Here is a 21,002-nt window from a genome sequence, read left to right as displayed (position 1 = left end):
TATGAAACGAATTGGTTATGCACGCACAACTATTATTGAAGACGATTTAAAAAATCAACTAACCACTCTCCAATCGTTTGGTTGTGATGATATTTTCCAAGAGACATTTGATCCTCAAGCGGAGATCAGTGTCTTAGACGAAGTCGAAAAACTTCTTTCTGCTGGGGATACACTTATTGTTTGTAAATTGCACCATTTAGGTAAAACAACCCGCCAATTAACAGACTTTATGAAAATGTTAAAGAAAAAACAAGTTGATTTTGTCAGCATTTCAGAAGGAATTGATACTCACCTTCCAACAGGTGAAGCCTATTTCCAATTAATGGAGAGCTTATCTGCGATGGAATGTGCACTAATTAAAGAACGAACACTCGTTGGGCTCCACAAAGCTCGTGAAAACGGAAAAGTAGGTGGACGTCCAAAAATTGATGGACGTACCGTCCGCAAAATCCGTGCATTATATTATGAAAACAAAGAAACAATCCAATTTATTTCTAATAAATGCGGCGTTTCGGTGGGCACTTGTTATAAGTACATCAATTTACCTGAGACAGATGTCGAGCGGCTGTATTCCTAAGAATAAAATTACTAAAAGAATGATTTTAAGCTTTTGATAAATCCATCTAGTCTCTCAAAGCGTTTTAATTTATTTCTACTCGTTTATTTTAAGTTTTAGAGTTTGAGGTCTGGACAGAACTGTTTAACTCCGAGAAATAAGAAGAAATTTCCGAAAAATTTTCTTTAATTTTTGAAGAATTTTGACTTATTTCTCGGAGTTGGTTCTGTTCCCGCACTCAAACTTTTTATTTTTTTATTAATTTAAAAATAATTGAATTTATTTTATACAGTTCCCCCTCTCCTCAATCACTTGTAAGACCCCTCATTTTTATCCCTATTATCTTCACAAATTATTAATTATATGTTTTTTTATTTAAATTTTATTTAATTTTTTTATTCAAATTTTGTTGTGCAACAGTTCTTGTTGTTATATAATTTTAATGCGAGGTACAAAAAAAATGATGAAAAAGGTGGTTTTTTTATGAAAAAATTAGTAGTAAAAGCTGTAGTTTCCCTAAGTGTTCTATTGTTCACTATTGGTGTTGGTAGCACTGTCGCACAAGCAACTATCGCTCGCCCTCATCCAACTTATTATGATACTTGGAATTACGGAAGAAGCGGTAATCACGGTTGGTCTTATTATTATTTACAAGCTCCTGTCAGACTCGGCTCTTCTTCAGCTGTCAAAAATATGTTTGGTAGAGTAAAAGCTAGATCTGCTGCAAATTATGGTTGGGCTAGAGCTGATGCTACAAAAGCTTGGAACGATGTTCGTTTAGATGCTTTTTATGGTTGGTATGCATTTTAAAATGAGTTAATTCAAAAAGGAGTACCTCGCACTTTTTATAAAGAAAGGACTTGAGGAATGAAAGCACGTGGTATCTTACTAATCTTTGCTTTATCAACCTTCGCATTGATTGGCCTTACGCAATTAAAAGAAATTGCCGATGATATTAAATTCCCCGCTAAATATCTGATTCAATTATCCAGCGACACAGAAAAAATCAGTTCCCATACAATTTACCAGCTTTTAGCAGAAAATAGTCAAAAGAATCAGCAACAACTCTTTCGAACCTATTTAAATGATCAAGGGAATGAAAGTTACTTTGCTTTCCTACCTACTCTTGAAAATAAACAAAAATTTGAAACAAATCTCAAAAAATTAGCGAATGTTTCCTTCGAAAGTAGTTATTATTCCGATAAGGCTTTTACTGAGGAAACGCTCCAACAGTTAAAAAACAAAGGCGTTCAGCCGCAAAGTATGGAATTGCAGTGGTATCTCGCAGGCCCAGCTCTTTGGTCTGACGGCATTCGTGCAGTTGGTTTATGGAGCCTAACATTGGCACTGTTTTTTGCTTATTTTTCGATTCTCTACTTATACCGTAAAAAAACCTATGTGGCACGCTTTATGGGCAAAGGAGCCATTTTTGCTTGGAAAAGTTGGTTAACCGATTGCTTAACAATCATAGTGAGTTCCGTCAGTCTATTTGGCGTATTTCTGCTAATCACCCAAAATAATTGGCTTTCTATGAGCGCACTTTCTCTACTCTCCATCCTACTAACTAATGCCATCTTCTTACTTTTATTAATTACCCTTGGCAGCGTCTTATTTTATCAGTTGACCAAATATGGCAATATTTTAGCAATTTTAAAAGGCAAAAATATGCCTATATTAGTAAATATTATTTGGTTTTTTGGAATTGTTGTTACACTCTTAGTGATTCCACTGATTTTAAATAAACTGACCAACGAGCAAGCTATTTTAACACAACATATTCAAGGATTAAAACCTTGGCAACAATTAAAGGATTATCGCACGCTTCTTGTTGAATTCCCTAGTGATCAACAACAAGTAAAAAATGGATTTATCGATGTCAGTGCCGATGAAGACTATGGCAAAAAATTTATGAATTACTTTTCAGAAAAGGATTATATTTTCGCCCAACAATCAGCAATTATCATCCCTGAACAGTTGTCTAGTCAGCAAAAGCAAGAAATACTTAAAAATTATGCTAAAGATAAGGTTAAGCCAGAAGTAACTAAACATATTACTTATATGAACAACAACGCGTATCAAATCAATCGGCAATTACAAAATGAAACAACAGAAAATAGGCAATCCAAAGTTCCTGCTACCATGTATGTTCCTCATAAATACAAAGCAGACATCGAAAGTGTCAAAAACGCTACATATATGGAATTTTTTCGTGACTCCGATATCAAAAGAAGTGAATTTAAGATAGTTTTTGTGCCAAATGGTAGAAAAACATTTCTATTTGATTACCAAGGAGCAGAATTAACTCGCTTCGATAAAAGCCGGACTCAATACAACCTAGATGAAATTATAGTCGTTTTAAACATGGAAACGGTCTTAGCCATCCCTTCTGCCGTTTCAACTTATAACAACATCACTAATGGTCTTTTTTCTGCCAATGCTCTTGCTCGTTTAACAGCAGATACTTCTTTAACGAAAAACATTGCCGATGTTATTAGTCCGTATAAATCTATTCAACTTAAAATGAATCGGCTGGTTGATCGAATCAACAGTGCCAAATTAGCTGTTGGCGTTTTAGTCATGGTTCAATTTATGCTCTTGCTCCAATTTTTTACAGGTATGTTAAAACAGCACTTAAAAGAAATTAGTATTAAACGCTTGTTAGGCATCAATCTAAATCAAGTGCTTCTGATGACTTTTAGCTATTATTTGGTTTTATTACTGCTAACATTTATTGTTGCCTTTTTAATTACCAATCAAGCGCTAATTAAATATCTACTTCTATTAGGTAGCATCGTTGAAATCGTACTCGTTTTTTTCATTTTAAAAAGGATTATTTCAAAAAGAACCAGCGATTTCTTGAAAGGAGATTTTGAAATTTGACCATCTATGTAGCGAATTTATCACAAAAATACCAAGAAAAGGTAATCTACGAAAACCTTAATTTACAATTTGAACCGAATAAAACCTATGCCATTATTGGGCCTTCCGGTTCTGGAAAATCAACGATTCTTAATTCCTTAGCAAGAATCATTCGACCAACACAAGGACAAATTTCAATTGATAACCAAAACATTTGGAAAATCAAAGAACAAAAATTTTTCAAAGAGTATCTCGGCTACGTTTTTCAAAATTATGCTTTAATTGATGAAAAAACCGTTGCTTATAATTTATCCCTCGTAAATAAGAATATCGACCAACAAATAGAAGCGCTTTCAGATTATGGATTAGATTCAGACTTACTAAAATCCAAGATATATGAACTATCGGGAGGACAAGCACAACGTGTTTCAATGGCTAGAATGGCATTAAAAAAACCAAAAATTATTTTAGCAGATGAACCTACTGGAGCGTTAGATGAAAAGACCGGTGCGGATATCATTGCTCGTATATTAGATTTAGCAACACCAGAAACTTACGTGATCATCGCTACTCATGATCCACATATTTATAATCAGGTAGATGTTGTTATAAACCTAGAAAAACTATTAGCTGGAGGAAACAATAATGATTACGAAAACTAAACTATTAGTCCCACTCTTTTTGATACTGGTTTCGTTAGGCGGTTACTATTTTCTCTTTAAAAAACAGACGGAACAGCCTCAACTAGCCCTTTTCAAACAAAAAAATAACCCTGGACAGGAACAAGTGCTTTCTAATAATACTTCTAAAAACAAAAACATGTCCCTAGAAAAAACAGGGATTTATGAAATCTCGACAACTGCTATGAAAGATACTTCAGCGGCTTCTGCTGATTCTATGATTCCACCCATGGGCAAAACTTTTACTGGTGTCTATTTAACTAACGATGATTCAATTGAAATTCCCGCAAATACAACCGTCCAATTCACACCGGTACCGTTTAAGCTATTAGGCAGCAAAGAAGCTTTTACTCTAACGAAAATAGGGACATATTATGTTGGCAGTCAAATAGCTTCTGGAAAGTATCAGGTTACCTTTACTGCTTTACAAAAGGAGCAACGAATTCAGTTAATTCAAAGCGATAATCAAAAGAATGAACAACTGAGTGAATTAAATGACGAGCAACAAACACTTGACATTGACTTAAAAAAAGGAAGTTTACTTTTACTAAAGTCAAACTCATTTGATGTCAAAGTTTCCTTTGAAAGAACCAATTAATATTTCTATAACTACTACTCCATAAATGTTCAAACTAAATAGAGGTATCCATCTTTCTATCTTTTCAGCAACTTTCACGTTTTTTTACTATTTTCCATTGGAAATCTTGCGCAAAACGGTGTACAATAAACGTGGAAATCTTATTTTCAGAAAACTAAACTCAAAGGAGAGCTTATACATGCCAAAATTAGTTTTTTCTCGTCATGGACTTAGCGAATGGAATGCCTTAAACCAATTTACTGGATGGGCTGACGTAGATTTAGCACCTGAAGGTGTTGAAGAAGCAAAAGAAGGCGGCCGTAAAATTAAAGAAGCAGGCATCGAATTCGACGTTGCTTATACTTCTGTTTTAACTCGTGCCATCAAAACTTGTAACTATTTACTAGAATACTCAGATCAATTATGGGTACCTCAAATCAAATCTTGGCGCTTAAACGAACGTCACTATGGTAAATTACAAGGACTAAACAAAAAAGAAACTGCTGAAAAATACGGAGACGAACAAGTCCACATCTGGCGTCGTTCTTACGATACTCTTCCTCCATTAATGGAAGCAACAGATGAAGGTTCTGCAGCAAACGACCGTCGTTATGCAATGTTAGACCAACGCGATATTCCTGGTGGCGAAAACTTGAAAGTTACTTTGGAACGTGCATTACCATTCTGGCAAGATGAAATTGCGCCAGCTTTAAAAGACAACAAAACTGTCTTAGTAGCGGCTCATGGTAATTCATTACGTGCTTTAGCTAAACACATCGAAGGCATTTCTGATGAAGATATTATGGATCTTGAAATCCCAACAGGTAAACCATTAGTTTATGAATTAAACGATGATTTAACTGTGAAAGAAAAATACTACTTATAAGAACCTGTTTCTTATTAACAAAAGCGGTTTGCCAAGGCAAACCGCTTTTTTATGGATTAAATAAATTGACTTTCGGTTAAACAATCTTTATAAATCGCTACTATATCCGCTGCATCCAATGGCACATAAGCCTTTTCGGCAATTGCACTATGGTCCACAGCTTGTTGTGCCATTTCTTCAAATTTATCTGCTTCGATGCCAACTTCTGGTAATGTCATTGGAATGCCACAAGCCACAAAGTAATCATATAATGCTTGAATACCTTTTTTCGCTGCTACTTCCTCTTCTTGTTCGACTATTCCCCAAACATTTCGAGCAAATTGCGCAAACTTGCCTACGGTTTGTTCAGACAAAACGTAATTCATCCAACGAGGCGTTAAAATTGCTAAGCCAATCCCATGCGTAATGTCATAAAACGCACTTAATTCATGTTCCATTGGGTGACAAGACCAAACACCTTGTTTGCCGCGCCCTGTTAAACCATTTAAGGCTAAACTGCTTGCCCACATTAAATTAGCACGTGCATCATAATCTTCTGGATTTTCTAAAGCAATAGGACAATTTTTGATAACCGTTCGCATTAAGCCTTCTGACACAAAATCTTGGACGTCCGTGCCTGTCGAAATACTAAAATAGTTTTCAATCAAATGACTGAAAATATCCGCTGAGCCAGCTGCTGTTTGATTTTGAGGAACCGTAAAAGTATTCGTTGGATCCAAGAACGAAACTTTTGGAATCATATTCGGACCACCAAAGCCTAATTTTTGATTGGTTTCTAAGTTAGAAATGACAGCACCTGCGTTCATTTCACTACCTGTCGCTGCTAAAGTCAAGATGGTCACGATTGGTAAAGCAGGACCTGTATACCCTTTTCTGGCTGCAATGACTGTCCAGATATCTTCTTCCGAATAAAAGCCCGCAGCTATTGCTTTGGAACAGTCAATGGTTGAACCACCGCCAACTGCTAAAATAACATCGACTTGGTTTTCTTTACACAACTCAATTCCTTTTCTAACGGTTTCAATGCGCGGGTTTGGTTCGACACCGCTCAACTCAATCAATGTATGCCCGTTTTTTTGGGCCAAATCAGTAATTTGTTGGTACAAGCCATTACGTTTGATACTACCGCCACCATAAACAAGTAAGACATTTTTGCCAAATTGATCTAACACAGCAGGTAATTCGTCTAAACGATCTTTCCCAAAACGGATGTCTGTTGGTACATAAAAATTAAAGTTTTCCATTCTTTCATCCTCCATTCAATGCTCTTACGCATTTATCATACTATTTTTTCAAAAATCCGCCAATCAAAAAGCCGAGCAAATGACAGTTGCTTTCACAACGACCAATTGACCCAGCTTTTGATTCTTTTTTATAACGAATCGCTTGTTTTGATTAACAAATAAAGAAAATAAGGCGCACCGATGATCGCAACAATAATCCCTGCAGGCATTTCTCCATTGCCAGGCAATAGCCGACCAATCGTATCACTAACCAATAAAAGTAAACTCCCAAACAACGCCGCCAATGGCAATACCTGTTTTTGTTGCGTAAAACCACATTTGCGAGCAATATGTGGCGCAAGTAAACCTAAAAAATTAATTCCCCCTGTAACGGAAATCGCTGATGCCGCCAACATCACCGCTAACAGCAACGAAACGATTCGTTCTTTTTTCACAGCAATACCTACAGAAATAGCTGTTTCGTCCCCCAATTGTAAAATATCCAACAGACGATGACGCTTCATCGCAAAAAAGAACCCGATGACTAGCCAAGGCAACAAAGCGCCCACAAAGAACCAATTACTACCCCAGATACTGCCTGCTTGCCACATTGTAACAAAACGGTACTTTTCAGTGTCAATTTTTGATGTAATTAATAAGGTGAGTGCTGAAATACCCGTACTCAAAATGACACCCGATAAGACCATTCGAACTGGCGTCAATCCTAAACGATGATGATACGCGATTACTAAAATCCCAACAGCCGCTAGCAAGCCGCCAACTAAGGCCACGAGCGGAAGTGCAAACGTTGTGATACTTGTCGTCTCAACAAAACTAATAAACAAAATCACTGCCAAACCCGCACCCGCATTAATGCCTAAAATCCCAGTATCTGCTAACGGATTCCGAGTAATCCCTTGAAGAATAGCGCCGCTTAAGCCTAAAGCTGCGCCCGAAAGGACCGCTAGCACAATCCGTGGTAACCGAAAATCCCAAACTAACAGTTGTTTGGCCTGACTTCCCTGTCCCAAAAGAAGGGCTTTTAAATCCATGACGGAAACAGATAATTCCCCTTGCGTTAAACTGATACAAGCAGTTAGGATAATCCCAACTATTAAGACAGCCACCCAACGGGACACTTTTTTCTGTGTCATCCTAGTTGCCCTCCTTTACGAAATAAATAAAGAAAGAATGGGATGCCAATTAAGGCCGTGATAATCCCAAATGGTGTTTCAAAAGGCGGATTCACCATTCGAGCGATTAAATCTGCCACCAAAACGAGGAGCGCACCGCCTAACGCCGAGAACGGAATCAAGCGACGGTAATTTTCTCCAGAAACTGTTCGCATCACATGAGGCACCACCAAACCAACAAAACTGACCGAGCCAACCAGCGCCACAGACAATCCTGATAAAAGCAAAATCGTTATACTGGCAAACAACCGAATACGCTGCGGATTTCGCCCCAAACCAATTGTTGCATCATCGCCAAACCGTAAAATAGTCATCGACGGACTAATCAGAACTGCTAATGCAAATGCGCCCAGAAAGATCGGGACGACTATTTTTAATTGTGCCCAAGAAATAACGCTGACGCCGCCAAGAAACCAAAACGTTAACTCTTGACTCAAATTGAACTGAATGGCTAAGAATTGACTAAATGATAAAAAAAGGGCACTAATACCAGCCCCCACCAAGGTCAGACGCATGGGGCTTGCTCCTCGAATTGAATGATTAGAAAGATAATAAATCAGTGCCACACTCACGCCGGCACCAAGAAAAGAAACAACTAAAAGCCACCAATAACTTGCCTGAGGGAGGAAAGCAAAAACAAGCGCTAAGCCCAAGCCAGCCCCAGCATTGATACCCAGCAAGCCAGAATCTGCCAATGGGTTTTGCGTAATCCCTTGCGCTAACGCCCCACTCACCGCTAAACTTGCTCCCACAAAAGCGGCACCTAAAATCCGCGGCAACCGAACCGTTTGGATGACTTGATGCGCTTGATTGGTCGCATCGAAGTGCGTAAATGATTCAATAATCGTTTGAATCGAAACCGACGTCGCACCAAACATCAGCGACAGAAGCATTGTCCCCAGCAGCAAAAAAAGACAGACAAGCAACACTTGCCATTGGTGTCTATAAAATCCGCTTATGCCTTTCATCCATCCAGCTCCATTTCCATCAACTCATAAGAAAGCACTAGTGGCCGCTGTGTCTGACTATGATAACTAATTTCTGCTTGAATAGCGAAAACATCTGCTAAGCCAGTAACAGTAATCACTTCTTGCGGTGTTCCCTCATTGATAATCTTTCCCTCTTTCATCGCAATCACGCGATCAGAAAAACGAGAAGCTAAATTAATATCATGAATCGTCATCACGATAGTTTTCTGATGTTCTTGATTGATTCGTTTTAACACATTTAAAATTTCTAGCTGATGCGCAGGATCCAAATAGGTGGTCGGTTCATCTAAAATTAAAATATCTGTATCCTGCACTAGCGCCATAGCAATCCAAACCCGTTGCCGTTGTCCACCTGATAAAATTGCCACAGACTCTCTAGCTAACTCAGTTAAGCCTGTTAATTCTAATGCCCATTGTATGTACTCTTGATCTTCTGTGGTGACACTTTTCCAGCCCGATTGATAAGGATATCGCCCGAAAGAGACGAGGTCAAAAACAGATAAATCGATTGTATTTTCTGGCGTTTGTGATAAAATCGCTAGTTCTTGCGCCACTTCTTTTGAAGAAAAATGTTGAAGTTCTTGGTTCTTAATGAACACCTTGCCTTTCTCAGCTGGCAAAATACGCGCAAGTGTTTTTAACAAGGTCGATTTGCCACAACCATTTGGTCCAATAATACTTGTAATAGTTCCCGCTTCAAATGAACAGTTCAGCGCTTCACTAATCACTTGACGACCATATCCTGTAGTTAAGTCCTCTGCCTCTAAATAATTCATAACCATTCCTCTTTAATTTTTTTGTCGTTATTTTACATTTATTGAGAATCGTTCTCACTCATTGTTCCTTGATTATAAAAGAGCCTTCCTTAAAAAGCAATGTTTCTTCCAATCAAAAAAACGAATTATCTAAAAAATGCAACTTATTTGCTCAAAAAAGCAAGCGATGATTGACAAACCGTCGTTTTTAACTGATAATGAGAATCGTTATCAACTAAAAATAAAGGAGTTACACAATGAAACTTTTAAAAAAGACGGTCCTAATTGGTACCACCCTTCTTCTTGGTTCATTCTTACTCGGAGCTTGTGGTAATACGAATAAAGAAGCCAATAACGCTGACAAAACACATGAAGTAACAGATACCTTAGGCAATAAAGTAACCGTCCCCGCGAAACCCAAACGGATTATTGCGAGCTATTTAGAAGATTATCTAGTTGCACTAGGAGAAAAACCAGTGGCACAATGGACAGTTGGACAAGGCAGCATTCAAGATTATTTAGCGAAAGAATTGAAAGATGTCCCCACTATTTCCTATGACTTGCCATATGAAGCGGTTCTAAAATTTGAACCTGACTTATTATTAATCAGTTCATCTGCTCTAGTTGAAGGCGGTAAATACAAAGAATACAGTAAAATTGCGCCAACTTATGTAGTCAAAAACGGCGAAAATGTCACCTGGCGTGATCAATTGGAAGATATTGCCACTGTTTTAGATAAAAAAGAACAAGCGAAAAAAGTGTTAGAAGATTATGATACCTTAACCAAAGGCGTCCAAGAAGACCTTGGCAAAAAAGATGCTGGCAAATCTGCGGCAGTCTTATGGGTAACCAACAACCAAGTCTTTATGGTTAGCGATAATCGCTCAAGCGGAACTGTGCTCTATCAGGACTTAGGCCTCCAAGTTCCAAAATTAGTGGAAGAAATTTCTAAAAACGCTACTGCGGATTGGAATCAAGTTTCTTTAGAAAAATTAGCTGAGCTTGACGCAGACCACATTTTCCTTGTAAACAGCGATGAATCAGCACCTCTTTTCCAAGAAGCAATTTGGAAGAACTTACCTGCTGTGAAAAATAACCAAGTTCATACCTATGATAAAAAAAGTAGTTGGTTATACAACGGACCTATTGCGAATACTCAAATTGTTGAAGATGTAAAAAAAGCGCTCTTAAATTAAAAAAAATGCTTGGATGAAAATAATCATCCAAGCATTTTTTTAATTAGCAATTGCCGTTTCTAAACCAACTTCAATCATTTCATTAAACGTCGTTTGGCGTTCTTCTGCCGTTGTTTCTTCGCCTGTCACCAAGCTATCACTCACCGTCATAATCGCCAATGCTTCTACATCAAATTTTGCTGCTAAATAATATAACATTGCCGCTTCCATTTCAATCGCTAATACCCCGTATCGACCTAAACGAAAGACATCATCTAAGCTATCTTTGTAAAAAACATCATCTGACAATACGTTACCAACATGGGTAGTAAAGCCTTTTGCTTTAGCAATTTCGTAAGATTTGAGTAAAAGATCAAAGCTCGCAATTTGTGGAAAATCATATTTAGGAAAATCATTGCGAATCGCGGAAGAAGGTGTCGCTGCTGCTTGTGCGATAACTAATTCACGAACGTTGACTTTTTCTGAAATAGAACCACACGTACCAACACGAATTAACTTCTTCACATTGTAAGAGTTAATTAACTCATGGGCATAAATACCTGCTGAAGGCATCCCCATCCCTGTTCCTTGGACCGAAACACGCTGTCCCTTATATGTTCCTGTGTAACCTAACATTCCACGAACTTGATTATAGCAGACAGGATTCTCTAAAAAAGTTTCCGCAATATATTTTGCTCTGAGGGGATCCCCTGGTAGTAAAATTTTATCGGCAATTTCACCTGGTTTTGCTTCGATATGCACACTCATTCTGGTTTACTCCTTTTTTATAAAGCTGCTAGTGTTGCTTTCACTAACTCTTTGAATTGTCCTTTAACGCGTTCAGTTGTTTCAACTACTTCTGCATGATTTAAACTACTTTGCATACCAGCTGCTAAATTCGTAATACAAGAGATGCCTAGTACTTTCATGCCACTATGCACAGCTACAATGACCTCCGAAACAGTTGACATGCCAACTGCATCCGCACCCATCGTCCGTGACATCCGAATTTCTGCAGGCGTTTCATATGTCGGGCCAGAAAAGCCCATATACACGCCTTCTTTTAAATCAATATTTTGTTCCGCAGCCACTTTTTTTGCCACTTCCCGATATTCTTGCGTGTAAGCATGACTCATATCTGGAAAACGCGGCCCGATTTCTTCATCATTTTCACCAATTAACGGATTATCGCCTGTAAAATTAATGTGGTCATTGATTAACATCAAATTCCCCGGTGTATATGTTTCATTTACGCCACCAGCTGCGTTGGTTACAATCATTGAATGAATGCCTAAAGCAGCCATCACACGAACGGGATAAGTGACCGTTTGCATCGAATGTCCTTCATAATAATGAAAACGTCCTTGCATCGCCAAAACTTTTTTTCCAGAAAGCGTTCCGTAAACTAATTGTCCAGCATGTCCAACGACTGTTGAAACAGAAAAATGGGGAATTTCAGAGAAAGGAATAGCAATCGCATCGGTTATTTCATTAGCTAATTCACCTAACCCAGAACCTAAGATTAGACCGAAGTCTGCTTGTTGCACCCCTTTTTCTTTCAAAAACTCAGTTGTTTCGTTTAAATGGTTCGTTAACGTTGTCATGTGTTGCCTCCTCGAATTATTGTAATTGATTTAAAAAGCTTTGACCGTTTTCCGTTGCAGGAACTTCAAAGTTTTCAGCAATCGTTGCTGAAATATCTGAATAAAATCCTTGTGGCAAGCTGCCTTGTTTTGTCATTTTTTTACTATAAGCCAATAAAGGCACATATTCACGTGTGTGGTCTGTTCCTGGGAAAGTTGGGTCATTCCCGTGATCTGCTGTAATTAAAAGCAAATCATCTTCGGCCATAGCTGCCATAATCTCTGGCAAACGACCATCAAAATCTTCGATGGCTTTTGCATAGCCCTTCACATCACGACGGTGGCCATACAGCGCATCGAAATCCACTAAGTTAGTAAAACTTAAACCTGTGAAATCTTTCTTCATGACCGTTAATAATTGATCCACCCCATCCATATTGCTCTTCGTGCGGATAGCTTCAGTAATTCCTTGTCCATTAAAGATGTCGTTAATTTTCCCAACAGCGATCACATCATTGCCGTTTTCTTTCAACGAATCTAAAACAGTATGGCCAAAAGGATCTAAAGCATAGTCATGACGGTTACTGGTTCGAGTGAAATTACCTGGTTCACCAACATACGGGCGAGCGATAATCCGACCAATCATATAAGGTTCGTCTTTCGTAATGTCACGAACATATTGACAAATTTTATACAATTCTTCTAATGGAATAATGTCTTCATGCGCCGCAATTTGTAAAACAGGGTCCGCTGAAGTATAAACGATTAAATCCCCTGTTTTCATTTGATGTTCGCCGTAATCATCAATGACTGCTGTCCCGCTATATGGTTTGTTACAAACAACTTTTCGCCCAGAAAAATCTTCAATTTGTTTCAGTAATTCTTCAGGAAAGCCGTTTGGGAATACTCGAAAAGGTTTTTTGATGTTCAAGCCCATAATTTCCCAGTGACCGGTCATAGTATCTTTTCCAACAGAAATTTCTTCTAATTTGGTGGCATAGCCATCGTGGTCTGCCACTGCTTTGACACCTGTTAAAGGAGCAATAGTTCCCAATCCAAGTTTTTCTAAATGAGGAATGGTTAGTCCCGCTTCTTTGGCAATATGACCCAGTGTATCACTGCCGACATCTCCAAATTTTTCAGCATCTGGTGCTTCACCAATACCGACTGAATCTAGTACGATTAAATGAACACGTTTAAACACACTTGCTTCCTCCTCTAAGGTCGTAAATACGTCAAGAATGACAATTATTTTACGCTAGCCTTTTAAATAGTCTCGAGAATCAAACAGAATAATCTATTTATTCTCAGCTCTTCAATTATACCATGAATCCGCTATTATTGCCTGAAAGAGCATTAAAATTTTCACTGATTCCTTCGATTTTAGCAGGGCTTAAAAATTGAAAGAAAAAAAGTCTCCCACCGTAATTAGGAAACTTTTTTATTGTTTTTTTCGAATAGCCTGCTCTTTAAAAAGAACACGACTCTTTATACAATCGAAACTTTTAACACTCCAAGCGGTCTCCCTCTTTTGGCACATTTAAATACCAGATAACCGCTTCTGATAAAATCACACCAATGCCAATGGGCGGATAAAAATAAATGCCGATATATCCGATTGCGAAAAGACAAAGATGAATGATTTTTGTTGCCTTACTATAAGATTTCGATTTTCTTAACTTAGCTGCACCTTGTGGATCTTTCACTACATTGTCTTCATAAATGATCCTTGTTAGCAAGAAGTAGGCAAAATCCCAAACCGTATACACAACAAGATAAAAATAAACAGGTGCCCGCATCCACCAAAATTCACTCACCCAAGCAGTTGCTACCGGAATGAAGGCCATGGAGAATAACCAAAAATTATTTGCCCAAAACGCTTTTTTAGAAAACCAATGAGTTACGGACATTATGTAATGATGATTGTACCAAGCGATACAGATAAAAATAAAACTGACAATAAACGATAAAAAATATGGGATATTTTCTATCAAACCTGCCAAAACACCCACTTGAGGAGTCTTAATTTCTAAAATCATGATGGTCATGATGATGGCAATGACTGCATCACTAAATGCTTCTACACGTGTTTTATTCATTGAACGTCCTCCACTTTTCCTATTCTTACTACAAACAAAAGTATAGCAGAAAAACCAACGATTTTTGAAAAAAAAGCTGCTAGACTTGTTGGTTTTTTTCAAAATTTCGACACTTCCTTCGAATTGTAAAAAACAGCCAAAAGAAAAAAGAAAAGTTACCTTTATCAACTCGCTTTTTTGCAGTGAAGCAGTACCTAATGTCGCTTGTGTTCAACTGATTATCCTAAGAAAAGAAATGGCCCCCCGTCGCTTTGACGGAGGGCCTATTTCTTTTCTTATTTCGTTTTGACGTAATTTTTCCCGTTCGCTTTTGGTCCCGATGATTTTCCGAAGAACACAACTAGGACTAAAATGGTCAATACGTATGGTGCTGCTTGTAGATAAACTTTTGGAATTTCTGAAATAATTGGTAAGTTTTCCCCAGCAATACTTAAGTTTTGTGCAAAACCAAAGAATAAGGCTGCGCCCATTGCCCCAAGTGGATTCCATTTACCAAAGATCATTGCGGCCATTGAAATAAACCCTTGTCCTGCAATTGTGGTAATCCCAAAACGACCCGCAATACTTTGAGCAAAGACAGCTCCGCCCATACCGCCTAAGAAGCCGGATAGCAAGACGCCAGAATAACGCATTAAGTAGACATTAATTCCCAATGTATCTGCCGCTTGTGGATGTTCTCCCACAGAACGTAACCGTAAGCCAAAACGTGTTTTATAAATGACAAACCAAGCTAAAATCGCAATCAAAATTGCTACGAAAGCTGGCAAAGAGGTTTTTGCAAAGAATAGTTCACCAATCACTGGAATTTTTGACAATCCTGGGAAAGAAAAATAACCAAATGATTGTGTAATCATATCTGTTTGTCCTTTTTGATAAATAACTTTTACTAGGAAAACCCCTAGCGCCGGTGCCATCAAGTTAATGACAGTACCACTGATAATATGATCTGCTCGTAAGTTAATAGTTGCAACGGCATGTAAGAGAGAAAAGACAATCCCGACAACGCCTCCTACTAAACAAGCAATCCATGGTGTCGCCGCGCCAAATGTATCAGCAAACGTCAAGTTAAAAACGACCGAACTGAAAGCGCCCATTACCATAATACCTTCCAAACCAACGTTAACCACACCACTTCGTTCTGAGAACGTTCCGCCTAATGCTGTCAAGATGAGCGGAGTTGCATACACTAATGTTTGCGTGATGATTGAGGAAATTGTTGCTAAATCCATTAGATGTCTCCCCCCTCTTGATTGTTTTTGTCTGGCGCCGCTTCAATTGTTTCTACAATCGCTACTTCTTTTTTACTACCAGACGCTTTCGCTAACAAGAAACGAATTAAATAACTAATTCCCACAAAGAAAATAATTGCTGCAATAACAACATCAACTAATTCGGTTGGTACACCAGCTATCAACGGCATTCCTTGTCCACCAAGTTTTAACATTCCAAACAGTAATGCGGAAAGTAAAATCCCGATTGAGCTACCTGCTCCTAATAGAGACACGGCCATACCATCGAACCCAATGCTCAACGATGTGTTTTGAATAAAGAAGTTTTGGAAAGTCCCCAATCCTTGGACCGCACCACCTAAACCAGCCAGCGTTCCTGAAATCATCATGGATAAAATAATCGTTCGCTTGCTGCTCATTCCAGCATATTCAGAAGCAAATGGGTTTAACCCCACCGACCGAATTTCAAAACCAAGCGTTGTTTTTTTCATCAAGAACCACACAAGAATAAGGAAAATGAAGGCCAAGAAAATGCCGATGTTCAAACGAGAGCCATCACTGATACTTGTTAAAAACGGTGAGCGTAATGATGCATTCGCACCAATCATTTTGGTAATCCCTTTATTCGCCATAATACTTGGTTTCATGACATTATTAGCAATATGATTTCCTGTGTATAATAAAATATAATTCAACATAATCGTAACAATAACTTCACTCGTCCCAAAATAGGCACGCAAGAAACCTGGAATGGCTGCTGCTAAAGCTCCTGCAACTGCCCCAACAATAATCGCCACCGGCAACGCAATCATCCGGGGGGCATCAGGCATGGATAAAGCGACCCAAATACTAGCCACCCAACCACATAAGGCTTGTCCAGAAAGCCCGATATTAAAGAATCCAGCCGAATTTGCCACCGAGAATCCTAAAGCGGTAAAAATCAACGGTGCTGCGGTGACAAAAATCTCACCAATACTTTTCTTTCCTTGGAAAGCTGTTTCAAACATCGCTTGATACCCAGCCACTGGGTCATAGCCAAAGATAACCATAATAATTGCCCCTAAGAGGAAACCCATAATAACAGATAACACAGGGACTAAAATATTTCTTATTTTTTCAGAACGATTATTCAACAGTTTCACCTGCCTCTACTTTTGATAACTCAGCACGGGCTTCTTCCAATGAGTAGCCAGCCATTAACAAGCCCAATTCATTTTCTGTCGTTTCTTTCGGATCAACAATTCCGACGATTTCCCCCGCATGAATAACAGCGATACGATCAGAAACGTTTAAAATTTCGTCTAATTCAAAACTTACTAATAAAACAGCTTTATTTTTATCTCTTTGTTCAATTAGTCGACGATGAATGTATTCAATAGCTCCGACATCTAAACCGCGTGTTGGTTGAGAAACAATCAACAAATCTGGATCGCGGTCAACTTCTCGGGCAATAATCGCTTTTTGCTGATTCCCACCTGAAAGCGCCCGAGCTGGTACTAATTCATTAGGAGTCCGTACATCATATTCTTCAATTAATTCACGGGCATGTTTGTTAATCATTCGATAGTTTAAAATACCTGTTGAACTGTATGGTTTTTGGTAATACGTTTGTAGGCCAATATTTTCAGCCAATGTCATCTCTAATACCAAACCATATTTATGTCGGTCTTCAGGAACGTGGGCGACACCCATTTCCGTAATTTCCCTAGGTTTGCGATTAGTAATCTCTTTTTCATTCAAATGAATGGAGCCTTTTTCGACTTTCGTTAATCCTGCTAAGGCTTGGATTAATTCTGTTTGTCCATTGCCATCAATCCCCGCAATCCCAACAACTTCCCCTGCTCGGACATCTAAGCTAAGATTTTTCACCGCATCTAAGCCGCGGCTTTCTTTCACTACTAAATCTTTAATTGATAAAATTGTTTCTTTCGGTTGCGCTGGTTTTTTCTCTGTTTTGAAAGAAACAGAACGGCCCACCATCATATCGGCTAACTGTTGCGAAGAAACGTCTTTCACATTGACGGTGCCAATACTTTGCCCCCGGCGAATGACCGTACAACGGTCCGCCACTTTTTTAATTTCATCTAACTTATGTGTAATTAAAATGATCGATTTGCCTTCATCGGTTAGTTCTTTCAAAATAATCATTAATTCATCAATTTCTTGTGGCGTTAATACTGCGGTTGGTTCGTCAAAAATTAAAACGTTCGCCCCGCGATATAAGGTCTTTAAAATTTCAACCCGTTGTTGCATACCCACAGAAATATCGCGAATATAGGCATTGGGATTTACATCCAACCCGTATTGCTTAGACACTTCTTCAATCTCTTTTTTCGCTTTTTTCCGGTCTAAAATACCGCCATGGGTAGGTTCACTACCTAAGATAATATTTTCAGTCACAGTAAAGGCTTCAACTAACATAAAATGCTGATGGACCATTCCGATTCCTAAACGATTGGCTGCAGTAGGACTTGTAATGTTGACTTTTTCGCCATTCATATAAATCTCACCTGAGGTCGGTTCCAATAGCCCTGATAAGATATTCATCAAGGTCGACTTGCCTGCACCATTTTCACCTAGCAGTGCGTGGATTTCACCAGGTTTTACTTGTAAATCAATTTGGTCGTTGGCTTTGAACGTCCCAAATTCTTTGGTGATTTTACGCATCTCAATTACGTTTTCTTCTTGAGACAAGGTCTATTCACTTCCTAACAAAATTATATTGGCAATACTTTAGAGGGTAATTTTGACCCTTAACTAAGTAGTTGAAGAACCTCAACTATTTAGTTAAAAATCCAAACATCATAAAGGGTTTCCTTGGCAGCCGTCGCTGCCAAGGACCACTTCATTTTTAGAAGGAACAATAATGAGCCCTTCTTTTTTCATTTAGGAGCTTAAATTATTCTGGTTTTTCTGGGACTTTTACGTCACCTGAGATTACTTTATCTTTTGCTGTTTTAACAGCTTCTTTTGTTTTGTCGTTTAAATAGCCGTCTGTTAAGTCAACGCCACCATCTTTTAATCCATAAACTAAATGTTCGCCACCAGGGAATTTGTCTTCTAACGCACGGTTGGCAATATCTTGAACCGCTGTGCCGACACCTTTAAGCGTTGAAGTTAACGTGAAGTTGTCTTCTTTGCCGTCTTTTGTTTTGTACTTGCCATCAGCATCTTGATCGCGGTCAACACCGATTACCCAAACTTTGTCGCCAGAACCTGATTCATTCAAGTCTTTTGCTTCTTGGAAGACCCCTTGTCCAGTCGCACCAGAAGCATGGAAGATGATATCAACGCCGTTTTGGTACATTGCAGCAGCTAAAGCTTTCCCTTTGGCAGGATCAGCAAATGAAGCCGCATATTTTGTATCAACAGTAATTTCTTTACCTAATTCTTTCGCAGCATCAGCCACACCTTTTTCAAAACCAGCTTGGAAACGGTCAATTACGACCCCTTCTTCACCACCAACAAAACCGACTTTGTTCGTTTTTGTTTCGTTTGCAGCAGCAACACCGGCTAAGTAAGCTGCTTCATTATCTCTAAATGTTGCAGAAACGACATTCTTTTTGCCATCGATTTGATCATCGATTAAAACAAAGTTTGTATCAGGGTTGGCATCTGCTGCAGAAGAAATTGCATCTTTTAGCAAGTAGCCAATACCAAAGATTGTGTTGAATTTACTTGATACCGCTTGGTCAATATTTGTTGTATAGTCAGCTGCATCATTCGATTGAATATATGCATACCCTTTTGAACCTTCTGGTAAATCATGTTCTTTACCCCAAGCTTGCAATCCTTCCCAAGAAGATTGGTTGAACGACTTGTCATCCACGCCGCCTGTATCTGTAATGATTACAGCACTATGCGCTGCATCCCCTTTGCCACCGCCGCTTTCAGCGGTTTTGCCTTTGCCACCACCACATGCTGCAAGTGAAACTGATAAACCTAATGCAATCAAACTAAAACCGAATAATTTTGCTTTTTTCATTTCTGTAAAGCCTCCTAAAAATAGTTTAATGTATTTAAACAACTAAGTTGTTTCTAAGGTTGGTCTGGGACTTTTACGTCACCAGAGATGATTTGTTCTTTGGCTTCTTTAACTGCCGTTTTGGCTTGATCGCTTAGGGCTTCTGTTGTTAAATCAACACCGCCATCTTTCAATCCATAAGTTAAATGTTCGCCGCCAGGGAATTTATCTTCTAATGCAAGATCAGAGATTTTTTTCACAGCAATATTTACCCCTTTAATGGTTGAAGCTAACGTTAAGTTATCATCCTTGCCATCTTTGGTTGTATATTTACCGTCTTCGTTTTGGTCACGGTCAACACCAATCACCCAAACTTTATCTTTTGAACCTGTTTCATTTAGCGCTTTGGCTTCTTGGAAGATTCCTTGTCCTGTAGTCGCCGCTGCGTGATAAATAATGTCGGCACCTGCTTGATACATAGAAGAAGCTAAGGCCCGTCCTTTTGAAGCGTCTGCAAATGTCCCTGCATAAGTAGACGTAATTTGAATATCTTTTCCTAATTTTTTGCCAGCATCTGCTACACCTTTTTCAAAACCAGCTTGGAAACGGCCAATAACAGGTCCTTCAACCCCGCCGATAAATCCTACTTTGTTGGTTTTCGTAGTGTTAGCTGCTGCCACACCTGCTAAATACGCAGATTCATTATCTCTAAATGTTGCAGAAGCGACGTTGTTTTTCCCATTAACTGTATCGTCGATTAGAACGAAATTCGTTTCTGGGTTGGCGTCCGCTGCATCTACTACTGCATTTTTTAGTAAATACCCAATGCCAAAAATCGTTTTAAATTGACTTGAAATGGCTTGGTCAATGTTTGATGTATAATCAGATGCTTCATTTGATTGAATATACGCATACCCTTGAGGTCCTTCTGGAAGTTTGTGCTCTTTGCCCCACTCTTGCATTCCTTCCCACGCAGATTGGTTAAAAGATTTGTCATCAATGCCGGCTGTATCTGTGACCATTACGACACTATGTTGTGGATCACCTTTTGTGTTGGCGTTCTTTTTGCTATTGCCACCACATGCAGCTAACCCAATGGTTAAGGCAACTGCTGCCAATCCTAGACCTAAAAATTTTGCTTGTTTCACTTTCCGAAAAGCCCCCTACTATTTTATCTATTATTTCATTCGCATTTATGCTATTGAAATCTACTTTGAGCCCAACGAAACCTTAT

At 38.7% G+C, this 21,002-nt stretch carries 20 protein-coding genes; 7 read left to right on the top strand and 13 right to left on the bottom strand.

Annotation, left to right across the window (positions count from 1 at the left end; translation table 11 throughout):
- Position 1: 1 nt before the first annotated feature.
- From IGL93_RS00700 to gpmA, 6 genes are all read left to right on the top strand, one after another.
- Positions 2 to 577 carry a recombinase family protein gene (locus IGL93_RS00700; RefSeq protein WP_010713621.1) on the top strand — a complete coding sequence of 192 codons (576 nt, stop codon included), beginning with the start codon at positions 2 to 4 and terminating at the stop codon, positions 575 to 577.
- Between the two features lie 462 nt (positions 578 to 1,039).
- Positions 1,040 to 1,366, top strand: a complete 327-nt coding sequence (locus IGL93_RS00695) for a hypothetical protein (RefSeq protein ID WP_002396699.1) — start codon at positions 1,040 to 1,042, stop codon at positions 1,364 to 1,366.
- Positions 1,367 to 1,423: 57 nt separating this feature from the next.
- Complete coding sequence (locus IGL93_RS00690) at positions 1,424 to 3,436, top strand: ABC transporter permease (protein WP_010775504.1); 2,013 nt, start codon at positions 1,424 to 1,426, stop codon at positions 3,434 to 3,436.
- Positions 3,433 to 4,077, top strand: coding sequence for an ATP-binding cassette domain-containing protein (locus IGL93_RS00685; RefSeq protein WP_010713623.1), 645 nt, complete (start codon positions 3,433 to 3,435; stop codon positions 4,075 to 4,077). The genes IGL93_RS00690 and IGL93_RS00685 overlap by 4 nt, the downstream gene beginning before the upstream one ends.
- Positions 4,061 to 4,693 (top strand): hypothetical protein, encoded by a 633-nt coding sequence (locus IGL93_RS00680; RefSeq protein WP_002396702.1) that lies wholly within the window; start codon positions 4,061 to 4,063, stop codon positions 4,691 to 4,693. The genes IGL93_RS00685 and IGL93_RS00680 overlap by 17 nt, the downstream gene beginning before the upstream one ends.
- A 178-nt stretch (positions 4,694 to 4,871) precedes the next feature.
- Entirely contained in the window at positions 4,872 to 5,558 is a 687-nt protein-coding gene (gene gpmA / locus IGL93_RS00675) for a 2,3-diphosphoglycerate-dependent phosphoglycerate mutase (protein ID WP_002359343.1), read from the top strand.
- A 56-nt stretch (positions 5,559 to 5,614) separates the two neighbouring features.
- On the opposite strand, the gene IGL93_RS00670 is transcribed toward gpmA, so the two are convergent.
- The 4 genes from IGL93_RS00670 to IGL93_RS00655 form a co-directional block, all read right to left on the bottom strand.
- Positions 5,615 to 6,802 (bottom strand): iron-containing alcohol dehydrogenase, encoded by a 1,188-nt coding sequence (locus IGL93_RS00670; RefSeq protein ID WP_002356186.1) that lies wholly within the window; start codon positions 6,800 to 6,802, stop codon positions 5,615 to 5,617.
- A gap of 128 nt (positions 6,803 to 6,930) precedes the next feature.
- The gene (locus tag IGL93_RS00665) at positions 6,931 to 7,935 is read right to left on the bottom strand and encodes a FecCD family ABC transporter permease (RefSeq protein ID WP_010707976.1); all 1,005 of its coding nucleotides are present in this window, start codon (positions 7,933 to 7,935) and stop codon (positions 6,931 to 6,933) included.
- Complete coding sequence (locus IGL93_RS00660) at positions 7,932 to 8,942, bottom strand: FecCD family ABC transporter permease (protein ID WP_010775503.1); 1,011 nt, start codon at positions 8,940 to 8,942, stop codon at positions 7,932 to 7,934. Before IGL93_RS00660 ends, IGL93_RS00665 begins: the two co-directional genes overlap by 4 nt.
- A complete protein-coding gene (locus IGL93_RS00655) occupies positions 8,939 to 9,745 on the bottom strand; it encodes an ABC transporter ATP-binding protein (RefSeq protein ID WP_002356183.1) in 807 nt (268 codons plus the stop codon). The genes IGL93_RS00660 and IGL93_RS00655 overlap by 4 nt, the downstream gene beginning before the upstream one ends.
- Positions 9,746 to 9,975: 230 nt before the next feature.
- Between IGL93_RS00655 and IGL93_RS00650 the strand changes: the two genes are divergently transcribed.
- Positions 9,976 to 10,914: an iron-hydroxamate ABC transporter substrate-binding protein gene (locus tag IGL93_RS00650; RefSeq protein WP_010713626.1), complete on the top strand. Its 939-nt coding sequence runs from the start codon at positions 9,976 to 9,978 to the stop codon at positions 10,912 to 10,914.
- A 39-nt stretch (positions 10,915 to 10,953) separates the two neighbouring features.
- Here IGL93_RS00650 and deoD read toward each other — a convergent pair whose 3' ends face one another.
- The 9 genes from deoD to IGL93_RS00605 all read right to left on the bottom strand — a co-directional run bounded on the left by deoD (position 10,954) and on the right by IGL93_RS00605 (position 20,916).
- A complete protein-coding gene (deoD, locus tag IGL93_RS00645; protein ID WP_002356181.1) occupies positions 10,954 to 11,661 on the bottom strand; it encodes a purine-nucleoside phosphorylase in 708 nt (235 codons plus the stop codon).
- Between the two features lie 17 nt (positions 11,662 to 11,678).
- Positions 11,679 to 12,497: a purine-nucleoside phosphorylase gene (locus IGL93_RS00640; RefSeq protein WP_002356180.1), complete on the bottom strand. Its 819-nt coding sequence runs from the start codon at positions 12,495 to 12,497 to the stop codon at positions 11,679 to 11,681.
- A 16-nt stretch (positions 12,498 to 12,513) separates the two neighbouring features.
- A complete protein-coding gene (gene deoB / locus IGL93_RS00635) occupies positions 12,514 to 13,680 on the bottom strand; it encodes a phosphopentomutase (RefSeq protein WP_002373817.1) in 1,167 nt (388 codons plus the stop codon).
- A gap of 301 nt (positions 13,681 to 13,981) precedes the next feature.
- Positions 13,982 to 14,575, bottom strand: a complete 594-nt coding sequence (locus IGL93_RS00630; protein WP_002367631.1) for a TMEM175 family protein — start codon at positions 14,573 to 14,575, stop codon at positions 13,982 to 13,984.
- A 275-nt stretch (positions 14,576 to 14,850) separates the two neighbouring features.
- The gene (locus IGL93_RS00625) at positions 14,851 to 15,804 is read right to left on the bottom strand and encodes an ABC transporter permease (RefSeq protein WP_002356172.1); all 954 of its coding nucleotides are present in this window, start codon (positions 15,802 to 15,804) and stop codon (positions 14,851 to 14,853) included.
- On the bottom strand, positions 15,804 to 16,937 hold the full coding sequence (locus IGL93_RS00620) for an ABC transporter permease (protein ID WP_002356171.1): 1,134 nt from the start codon (positions 16,935 to 16,937) through the stop codon (positions 15,804 to 15,806). Before IGL93_RS00620 ends, IGL93_RS00625 begins: the two co-directional genes overlap by 1 nt.
- Positions 16,930 to 18,498, bottom strand: a complete 1,569-nt coding sequence (locus IGL93_RS00615) for an ABC transporter ATP-binding protein (RefSeq protein ID WP_002383844.1) — start codon at positions 18,496 to 18,498, stop codon at positions 16,930 to 16,932. The genes IGL93_RS00620 and IGL93_RS00615 overlap by 8 nt, the downstream gene beginning before the upstream one ends.
- Before the next feature lie 205 nt (positions 18,499 to 18,703).
- On the bottom strand, positions 18,704 to 19,789 hold the full coding sequence (locus IGL93_RS00610) for a BMP family lipoprotein (RefSeq protein ID WP_002356169.1): 1,086 nt from the start codon (positions 19,787 to 19,789) through the stop codon (positions 18,704 to 18,706).
- A 53-nt stretch (positions 19,790 to 19,842) separates the two neighbouring features.
- On the bottom strand, positions 19,843 to 20,916 hold the full coding sequence (locus tag IGL93_RS00605) for a BMP family lipoprotein (protein WP_002356168.1): 1,074 nt from the start codon (positions 20,914 to 20,916) through the stop codon (positions 19,843 to 19,845).
- Positions 20,917 to 21,002: the final 86 nt, after the last annotated feature.

This window comes from Enterococcus sp. DIV1328a, from assembly GCF_050536905.1.
Lineage (GTDB): Bacteria > Bacillota > Bacilli > Lactobacillales > Enterococcaceae > Enterococcus > Enterococcus faecalis.
This window is presented reverse-complemented; position numbering and strand designations above follow the sequence as displayed.